Origin of the sequence: Hydrogenimonas sp. (assembly GCF_029933015.1) — a bacterium.
In the GTDB taxonomy this organism is placed as follows: domain Bacteria; phylum Campylobacterota; class Campylobacteria; order Campylobacterales; family Hydrogenimonadaceae; genus Hydrogenimonas.
This window is the reverse complement of record NZ_JAOZOZ010000088.1, coordinates 1-6,458: the sequence shown is the minus strand read 5'-3', so window position 1 is coordinate 6,458 and position 6,458 is coordinate 1. Positions and strand designations below refer to the sequence as shown.

Here is a 6,458-nt window from a genome sequence, read left to right as displayed (position 1 = left end):
ATAAAGAAGTACGCCGACGACAACGACGAGGGCGAGTGCTATCACTATTTCCATGGTCGACCTTTGATAGGAATATCAGAAGGAAATCGGCATTTCGGAGAGATTTTTAAAGAATAGGGGAGAAAGAAGCCGCGCCAGGCGCGGCTTGCGGATCGTTCGAAAGATTTACGCTTTTTTCTGCTTCTCCATGCGTTTGCGGACATGGGGATCGAGGTAGCGCTTGCGGACGCGGATGTTTTCGGGAGTCACTTCCACCAGCTCGTCGTCTTCGATCCACTCCATCGCGCGCTCGAGGGTCATCTCCCGCGGCGGTACCAGGACGATGGCGTCGTCGGCGCCGGAGGAGCGGACGTTGGAGAGCTTCTTGCCCTTGATCGGGTTGACCTCCAGGTCGTTGGGTCGGGCGTGCTCGCCGATGATCATCCCCACATAAACCTCCGTCTGGGGTTTGATGAAGAGGATGCCCCGATCCTGCAGGTTGAAGAGCGAATAGCCCAGCGCCTTGCCGTTTTCCATCGAAATCAGCGCGCCGTTGGCCCGGTGCTCGACGTTGCCGACGAAGGGGCGGTAGGCCAGGAACGAGTGGTTCATGACCCCCTCGCCTTTGGTGTCGGTCAGAAACTGCGTCCGGAAGCCGATGAGCCCTCTGGCCGGAATTTCGAACTCGATGCGGGTGGTGCCGTCGGGCATCGGATTCATCGACGTCATCTCCGCCTTGCGGCGTCCCAGCTTCTCGATGACCGATCCGCTGAACTCTTCGGGCACGTCGATCACCAGATGCTCGTAGGGCTCCATCCGCACGCCGTTTTCTTCTTTGATGACCACTTCGGGACGGGAGATCAGAAACTCGAACCCTTCACGGCGCATGTTTTCGGCCAGGATCGAGATCTGCAGCTCACCGCGGCCGGAGACTTTGAAGCTCCCTTCGCCCATCTGCTCCAGACGCATCGCGATGTTGGTCTGCATCTCCTTTTCGAGGCGCTCCTTGAGCTTGTTGGCCGTGACGAACTTCCCTTCGCGTCCTGCGAATGGGCCGTCGTTGACGCTGAAGATGACCGAGAGGGTCGGCTCTTCGATATGGAGCGGATCGAGAGGCTGCGGATCGTTGGGATCGGTGATCGTGTCTCCCACATCGATCTCGTTGAATCCGGCGATGGCGACGATGTCGCCCGCTTCCGCCTCGTCGATTTCGATGCGCTCGAGACCGATGAAACCGATCAGTTTCGTGATACGCCCCTTCTTCTGCTCGCCGTCGGCTTTGGCCAGCAGCACCTGCTCGCCCGCTTTGACCTTGCCGTTGAAGATCCGCGCGATGCCGATACGGCCGACGTAGTTGTCGTAGTCGAGGGTGAAGACCTGGGTCTGAAGGGTGTTGTCGGGACTTCCCTCCGGTGCCGGGACGTACTCCAAAATGGCGTCGAAGAGAGGTGTGAGATCTTTGTTGTCGTCATCCATGTTCCATTTGGCGTAACCGTCACGGGCCGCGGCGTAGAGAACCGGAAAATCGAGCTGCGTCTCGTCGGCTTCCAGCGCGACCAGAAGGTCGAAGACTTCGTCCACGACACGCTCGGGTTCGGCGGCCGGTTTGTCGATCTTGTTCACGACGACGATGGGACGCAGACCCAGACTGATCGCCTTTTTGAGGACGAATTTGGTCTGGGGCATGACCCCCTCCTGGGCGTCGACGAGCAGAAGCACGCCGTCGACCATCTTGAGCACACGCTCCACCTCGCCGCCGAAATCGGCGTGGCCCGGTGTGTCGATGATATTGATCTTGTAGTCGTTGTAGCGGATCGCCGTGTTTTTGGAGAGGATCGTGATCCCCCGCTCCTTTTCGATGTCGTTGCTGTCCATGACGCGCTCGGCCACCTCTTTGTGGGCCTCGAACGTTCCCGACTGCTGCAGCAGCCCGTCGACCAGCGTGGTTTTGCCGTGGTCGACGTGGGCGATGACGGCGATGTTTCGAATGTTTTGCATAGGTATGTAGTCCTGTAGTTGTGTAGATATTTCGCGCATTATATCCAAAAATGCTTCATTTTCCATTCACTCCGATAAACAGGGAAGCGAATCCGCCCTTTTTCGTGAGTTGTTCTGCTTTTGCTTCATATGTCTGGAACGGCTTTTGCTTGAACCGTTCAAAGAACTCTGAAATCCTGAAAGGCATCCTATGGCTCTACTGCAGCTCTCTCCTCTGCTGGCGATGTTGAACGGTTCCAAAAACGGCGAAAGCACGAAGATGGGGACGGAAGAGAGCGGGGCTCTCTTCAAAGATCTGCTCGAACTTTTGCAGACCGGAATGCCAGAAAGCGAAAAAGAGGAGAGGATGCCGTTTTCGAAGATTCTCCGGCACGCTTCGCCGATTACGGAAACGGAAGAGCTTCCCGTCGATTTCATACCGAAAAACGAGAAAGGAAGCATGCCTGAGAGAAAAATCGCCAAAGATTTCGACAGGACCGTTCTCTCCTTGAAAAATCGGATGGACGAAAAGGGTACACTCCCGCTCAGACAAAAGATCACCCAAAAACTTCAGGGGATCGAAAAGAGGGAGATACCCCATCCCGATAGAGATATTTCCGACGCCGTTGCAAAAAATAAAAAAGTGGAAACGAAGTTTGAGGCTATCGAACCCATCCTCACCAAAAAAGAGAAAATTCCCGAATACCTCTTTGTTTCCAGGACTATGAAAGAAGAGCGGCTGGAGGCGGTCAAAAAGGGTACAAAGCTACCCGAATCCCCTGTTTCCGAACCGCTCTCAAGGCTTTTTACTCTCCTTCATGGCACCGCAGAAGATCGGAACCCGGAAAAGAGAGTCCCAACCCTTGCAAAACCGTCTTTCGACCCTACCCCCACCACTCCCGAAAAGATGATGGTACGTCACGAAACGGTTCATGCCATCAGAAACGCCAAAAATATCGACGATCTGACAAAAACCGCTGAAAAAGCCGGACTTCGTCCCACAAAGATCGTCCTGGAAAGAGAAGAGAAATCGAAAAAAATCGAAAAAGAAAAACCCTCTTCCAAAATTCCGGAGCGATACCCGAAACAGGCGGCCCACATCTCAAAAAGCGCCGCTTCGCTGTTACGCGAAACGACACTCCGCCCCCTGCGCGGCAAAACCGGCTCCAGGGACTCTTCGTCCATATCGGAAGAGTTTGCCCCAAAAGAGCCGAAAAACGAAGCTTCCGTCTCGTCCGCACAACGATCGCCCGGAACGGAAACGCCCCTGAAAGATATGATAAGTCTCGTAGCCGGTCTACGGAAAGATACCGCTTCCATCCATGAAGTCGGCCCTTTGGAAACGAAAATCGTCGAAATGACCCGACAGGCCGAATCGGAGGCAAAAGAGGGCAAAAATCTTTCGAGCGAAAGTCTCCCGAAAGAGGGCATGGACGGAGAAGTTCCCGACATTCTTCACACGGAGAGCACCGGAGCGAAAGAGCTTCTGCACCAGAAGATCGTCGACGCCAAAGCGACTATCCGCCACTTCGCCCAGGCGCTGCAGGAGCAGGTGGAAAACTACAAACCGCCCTTCACCCGCATGAAAATGACGCTCGAGCCCAAAGAGCTCGGAACCGTCGAACTGACCCTCGTCAACCGCGGAAACAACCTGCATATCCAGGTCCATTCCAATCCGAACGCCATCGGCATCATGGCGACCCAGGGGCAGGAACTGAAAAACCAGCTGGTCTCCATGGGTTTTACCGATGTGCAGATGCAGTTCAACATGAATCAACAGCGACAGCAACAACAGCGTCAACAGGGAAGATCCGGCGCTTCGTACGGCTCTACGGAAGAGATCCCGGAGTTTTACGAATCGCTCGATATCACCCTGCCGCAGTATGTCTAAAGGAGTCCGAAAATGGATGTCACCAACACTCTGAACGCGCCCAAAACGGTGCCCGCCAACAAAAACGATATCGTCCAGAATCCCGACGCCATCCTCGGCAAAGACGATTTTCTGAAACTGCTTCTTATCGAGCTGCAGTACCAGGATCCCACCGATCCTATGGACAGCGACAAGATCCTGACGCAGACATCCGAGCTCGCATCCCTGGAAGCGGCCGACAACACCAACAAAACGCTGGACAAACTGACGAGCACCCTGACGCAGACCTCCTCGCTATCCATCGTTTCGGCTATCGGAAAGATGGCTTCGCTGAAGGAGGACACCATCCTTCTCGATGAAACCGACACTCCCTCTTTCGATATCTACCTGCCCGAAAACATCGCATCGGGTTCGCTGCAGATCATCGACGTTCAGGGCAATGTGGTGCGAACCGTCACCGTCGACTCGATGCCGGCGGGTACCCACGGATTTACCTGGGACGGCACCGACGGATCCGGCAACCGCCTGAATCCCGGATCCTACCGGGCCGTCATGGAGTACACCACCGCCGACGGAAAACACGGCACGAGCCGAGTCGGCGCCTATCCCATCGAAGCGGTCCGTTTCGACAAGGGGGAACCGGAGCTCAAAATGGGCAACCGCTACATCCCTCTCGACAAAATCGGAGAAATCTACGGAGCGTAATCGATGAACAGATCCTTCTACAACGGCGTCTCCGGATCGAAAACCTACATGTACGGTCTCGACAACATCGCCAACAACATCGCCAACGTCAATACGGTGGGCTTCAAAGGCAAAACGACGGAGTTCGCCACCGTTTTCAGCCAGACCCTCACCGGCTCCGGCACGACACCCGCCGTCAGTCAGGTGGGACTCGGGTCCCGTGTCAACGCGACGCCTCTCGATCTGAGCCAGGGATCGATCGTACAGAGTGACAAAACGTTCGATCTCGCCATCGGGGGCGACGGCTGGTTCGCCGTCAAAAACGGGGATGAAAAACTCTATACGAGAAACGGTGAGTTCTACGTGGATGCCGGCGAATACCTCACCACCTCCGCCGGCAACTATGTCCAGGGTGTACCCGGCAACATCTTCAGACCCGATCCCGAACATCCGGGGGAGTATATCGCCACCCTGCGCGACGAGATTCCCATGACGCAGAACACCCCCGTCGGCGACATCTTTCTGCCAAAACTGGTCACGGTACCCGGCGAAGCGACACAAAACGCCTCCTTCAAAGCCAATCTCAATCCCACCGTAGAAAAAGACAACGTCGTCGTCACGATTCCCCAAAGCGACTACACGAGCGACATCGACGCAACCACGGGACTGGCTACCCTGAGCGGAAGCGTGACCCCTTCGAACGAGATCCTCGATCCCCGGCCGGGCCAGACAGTCCTCGTCACGATAGAGAATACCCTGGGAGAGAAAGTCGAAGCCAACACGGTACTCGACAGCTCGCTTCGCTGGTCGATCGCAGATATCGACGTCAGCGGACTCGATCCCGATGCCAACGGCCCGCTGACGGTCACGAGCGAACTGCATACCTACCAGGACGTTCCCAATGTCGGCCACTTCCAGATGCCCGTCTTCACCACGAACGGAGAGAAAGCCGTCATCGACATGCGTTTCACCCAGCAGCTTCCACTGCCCGAGCTGGGAACGGTCTGGGATGCCGATATCATGCTGATGCAGTTTTACGAAGAGTACGACCCCGGCACCGACTACGATCCCGAACGCTACTACATCGAGGAGTCGACCCACAGGGTCTACACGATCATCGACCGGCAGAGCGGCGAGATACGCTTCGACGAAAACGGAGCCCTCTCCTCCAACCCGATTCAGACCCTGAACAATGCCGGGACCCCTCTGCATCTGGACCTGGGCACCCCCTACGATCCGACCGTGCCAAATACGGGCTACGACGGTCTGACGACTTTCGCCAATCTCCCCACAGCCAGCACGGCGGCCACCCACGACGGATACGAAGCGGGGACACTGCGGGACTATCTCACGGCACAGGACGGGACGGTCTACGCCAACTTTTCCAACGGCAGGAGTTCCGCCGCCGCCAAAATTCCCATCTATCATTTTCAGAACGATCAGGGGCTCGAGACGGAAGGCGACGTATTTTTCCGGCCGACACTCAACAGCGGCAAGCCTTTTCTCTATACCGACGCTTCGGGGAACGTCGTGCAGGGTGCCGTCGTCCACTCCTACGCCCTGGAGAGCAGCAACGTCCAGCTCTCGATGGCGCTGACCGAAATGATCGTCATGCAGAAGGCTTTCGACGCCAACGCCAAAAGCATCACGACCAGCGACCAGATGATCCAGAAAGCGATCAACATGAAGAAGTAGGAATGGATTTTGCTTGAGTATTCCAGCACAAATGAGAAATATAACAAAAATCACTATCAAAGGATAGAGTCATGATGCGATCACTATGGGCCGGCGTGTCCGGACTTCAAGCCCACCAAATCGCGATGGACGTCGAAGGCAACAACATCGCGAACGTCAATACCACGGGATTCAAATACAGCCGCGTCAACTTCGCCGATCTGCTGAACCAGACCAGCAAGATCGCCACGGCGCCCCAGGGAGAACTGGGCGG

At 55.9% G+C, this 6,458-nt stretch carries 5 protein-coding genes; 4 read left to right on the top strand and 1 reads right to left on the bottom strand.

Going from position 1 to position 6,458, the window contains the following annotated elements; all coding sequences use genetic code 11:
- Nucleotides 1–165: 165 nt before the first annotated feature.
- A complete protein-coding gene (typA, locus tag Q1K23_RS06730) occupies nt 166–1,977 on the bottom strand; it encodes a translational GTPase TypA (RefSeq protein ID WP_300363378.1) in 1,812 nt (603 codons plus the stop codon).
- A gap of 190 nt (nt 1,978–2,167) precedes the next feature.
- On the opposite strand from typA, the gene Q1K23_RS06725 reads away from it, so the two are divergent.
- The 4 genes from Q1K23_RS06725 to Q1K23_RS06710 form a co-directional block, all read left to right on the top strand.
- Nucleotides 2,168–3,847, top strand: a complete 1,680-nt coding sequence (locus tag Q1K23_RS06725) for a flagellar hook-length control protein FliK (protein WP_300363377.1) — start codon at nt 2,168–2,170, stop codon at nt 3,845–3,847.
- 12 nt (nt 3,848–3,859) lie between these two features.
- Nucleotides 3,860–4,531: a FlgD immunoglobulin-like domain containing protein gene (locus Q1K23_RS06720; RefSeq protein WP_300363376.1), complete on the top strand. Its 672-nt coding sequence runs from the start codon at nt 3,860–3,862 to the stop codon at nt 4,529–4,531.
- A gap of 3 nt (nt 4,532–4,534) precedes the next feature.
- The gene (locus Q1K23_RS06715) at nt 4,535–6,205 is read left to right on the top strand and encodes a flagellar hook-basal body complex protein (protein ID WP_300363375.1); all 1,671 of its coding nucleotides are present in this window, start codon (nt 4,535–4,537) and stop codon (nt 6,203–6,205) included.
- A 71-nt stretch (nt 6,206–6,276) separates the two neighbouring features.
- Nucleotides 6,277–6,458 (top strand): flagellar basal body protein (locus tag Q1K23_RS06710; RefSeq protein WP_300363374.1); only part of this gene is annotated, 182 nt, incomplete at its 3' end.

Bases quoted from the DNA above. Each gene is read 5' to 3' on its own strand.
- typA (WP_300363378.1), bottom strand. From the start codon at position 1,977: ATGCAAAACATTCGAAACATCGCCGTCATCGCCCACGTCGACCACGGC.
- Q1K23_RS06725 (WP_300363377.1), top strand. From the start codon at position 2,168: ATGGCTCTACTGCAGCTCTCTCCTCTGCTGGCGATGTTGAACGGTTCC.
- Q1K23_RS06720 (WP_300363376.1), top strand. From the start codon at position 3,860: ATGGATGTCACCAACACTCTGAACGCGCCCAAAACGGTGCCCGCCAAC.
- Q1K23_RS06715 (WP_300363375.1), top strand. From the start codon at position 4,535: ATGAACAGATCCTTCTACAACGGCGTCTCCGGATCGAAAACCTACATG.